The following is a 1,961-nucleotide window of genomic DNA, read 5'->3' as shown; positions in this document are numbered from 1 at the left end:
GTGTCAGGTAACGCAAACACTGAATGACACACCGTATTCGCGAGCAAGCCCGCTCCCACATTTGGATTGTGGAGTTTTGGAGTTATTCGCCGCGGATGTACTGCTCCAGCTGTTGAATCAATTCGGCCTGTTCGGCAATGGCTTCCTTGACCAGGTCGCCGATGGACAGCAAGCCAATCAACTTGCCGTTTTCCACCACCGGCAGGTGGCGCAGTCGACGGTCGGACATGATCCCCAGGCACGTATCGACGGTTTGATGGGTGTCGACGGTGATGACCGGGGACACCATGATGTCGCGCACCGGCGTGCCCACCGAAGAGCGGCCATGCAGTACCAGTTTGCGTGCGTAGTCGCGTTCACTGATGATGCCTAGCACTTCATCATTCTCCACCACCAGCAAGGCGCCGACGTTTTTCTCGGCCATCTTCATCAATGCTTCCAGCACCATGTGATCAGGCTTGATCTGGTGCACTTCCTGATTTTTCTGATCTTTGAGCTTGAGCAGTTGGGCGACGGTTTTCATGGTGGCTTCTCGGGTGTTGTCGTTGTTCTTGAAGAATCGTAGACCCAAGCGCTGAGGGCAAGAGAGAAAGCGGCAGATAACACTCAAAAAACGCCATTCAGCGGTTTTTCTTCGGTAAACCACGTGCTTCCGTTGGATCAAATCGTGTAACCGGGCAGGAAGGTGACGAGTGGCGGTTGCAAGACCGTTCCCGGCGCAGGACGCCGCTGCCAAGTAGCGTGGCGAGTGACGGGGCCTATCGATTTCGATTTGCCGCTACGTGGGATATCCAGCCGCGGGTAAGGTTTCGGATTGAACTCGCCAAGTTGAACGAGCAGGTTTAGTGCGGTTGAAACTTGCTGTTGTTGAACTTTCATAATGCCTTGAAACAGGTGGAAGCGAATGAAGACCGGAAAATACAATAGGCTTGTTCATTCAATAGTTCATGGATGACTAAGCTTCATGTCTGATTCTCCGACAAATCTTTCGCGGGGTGTATTTTCCGAATCTGTTAATCGACGCCTGCATGCCCATTTTATTGCCCAGGCTGCTCCTGGATGGATGAGTGGTACGGACGCCGAGCATCGCACTTCTTTAAAGCAAGCCGCTGGGCCGGCAATGCCTTGGTACGAGCAGGCGTCCTTACAACGACGTGCCGAACTGAAAAAAGCACTTGAAGCCGGCTGGATATCACACAATGCAAGTGACAAGACGTTAAAGAAACTTCAGGACATAGAAGTTTTTGCCGAGGCGCTCTTAATGACGGCGCTTAAAGACCAATTCAATATCGTCCTTGACGTCAGAAAGACCTATCTGCGGCTCTACTGTCCCAAAGGGATTGTCGTCGGGTTTGAGGTACGCACGCTGTCGTTGCTTGAGGCTTCACTGCATAACTTCGAAGTTAAAGAAACCCGAGCCGGTTATTTTGATCGAGCGAGCGGCTTCATTACCGAGCCCTCAGAAACCGGGCAATTCGATAGTGTGCCGATCAAGTCCAGAATGTCCGTCGAGGCGTTCGCAGGGCTGTGCCGTGCGCTGGATATTGGCGCCCGGTATCAGACCTATCTGAAAGAGTTCATGGGGTTCACCAACCCGGTGGCACGGACGGTGTTGAAAAACAGAATCCAGACCAGTCACAAGGACGCGTTGCGTACTGCCAGTGTCCTGGCCCTGATGAAAAAGGACATTGATCTTGAGACGCACCGGATGCTGCTCACGTTGGTCGAGGGACATCGGGTGCTGACGTTGCAGGGTAAGCCGATGCGTTGTTATCGAATGACAATGATGGACGCTGCGCTTGCGGACATTGTTCTGATTGCGGCGGACCTTGATCGTAGCTCTAACACCGAGCAAGTCATCGCTTACGTTCCCAACGATCCCCGACATCCGGTCAAACAGTATCCGTCCTTGGCCCGTTTCGCTGCCGAGCTGACGGCTCAACTGCGTGAGCCCGATTACC

The 1,961-nt window shown here is 53.2% G+C and carries 3 protein-coding genes; 1 reads left to right on the top strand and 2 read right to left on the bottom strand.

Annotated features, from left to right (window positions below; genetic code table 11):
• Positions 1 to 82: 82 nt before the first annotated feature.
• Both AC1DRJ_RS25810 and AC1DRJ_RS25805 read right to left on the bottom strand, forming a co-directional pair.
• Complete coding sequence (locus AC1DRJ_RS25810; RefSeq protein WP_046032603.1) at positions 83 to 523, bottom strand: CBS domain-containing protein; 441 nt, start codon at positions 521 to 523, stop codon at positions 83 to 85.
• Between the two features lie 137 nt (positions 524 to 660).
• Complete coding sequence (locus tag AC1DRJ_RS25805) at positions 661 to 924, bottom strand: hypothetical protein (protein WP_477804648.1); 264 nt, start codon at positions 922 to 924, stop codon at positions 661 to 663.
• A gap of 40 nt (positions 925 to 964) precedes the next feature.
• On the opposite strand from AC1DRJ_RS25805, the gene AC1DRJ_RS25800 reads away from it, so the two are divergent.
• A partial coding sequence (locus AC1DRJ_RS25800) for a dermonecrotic toxin domain-containing protein (protein WP_477804647.1) occupies positions 965 to 1,961 on the top strand: 997 nt, incomplete at its 3' end.

The organism is Pseudomonas sp. P5_B2, assembly GCF_056400445.1.
This window is presented reverse-complemented; position numbering and strand designations above follow the sequence as displayed.

What these genes read in the sequence shown, in the direction of transcription:
- AC1DRJ_RS25810 (WP_046032603.1), bottom strand. Translation starts at nt 523, where the DNA reads ATGAAAACCGTCGCCCAACTGCTCAAGCTCAAAGATCAGAAAAATCAG.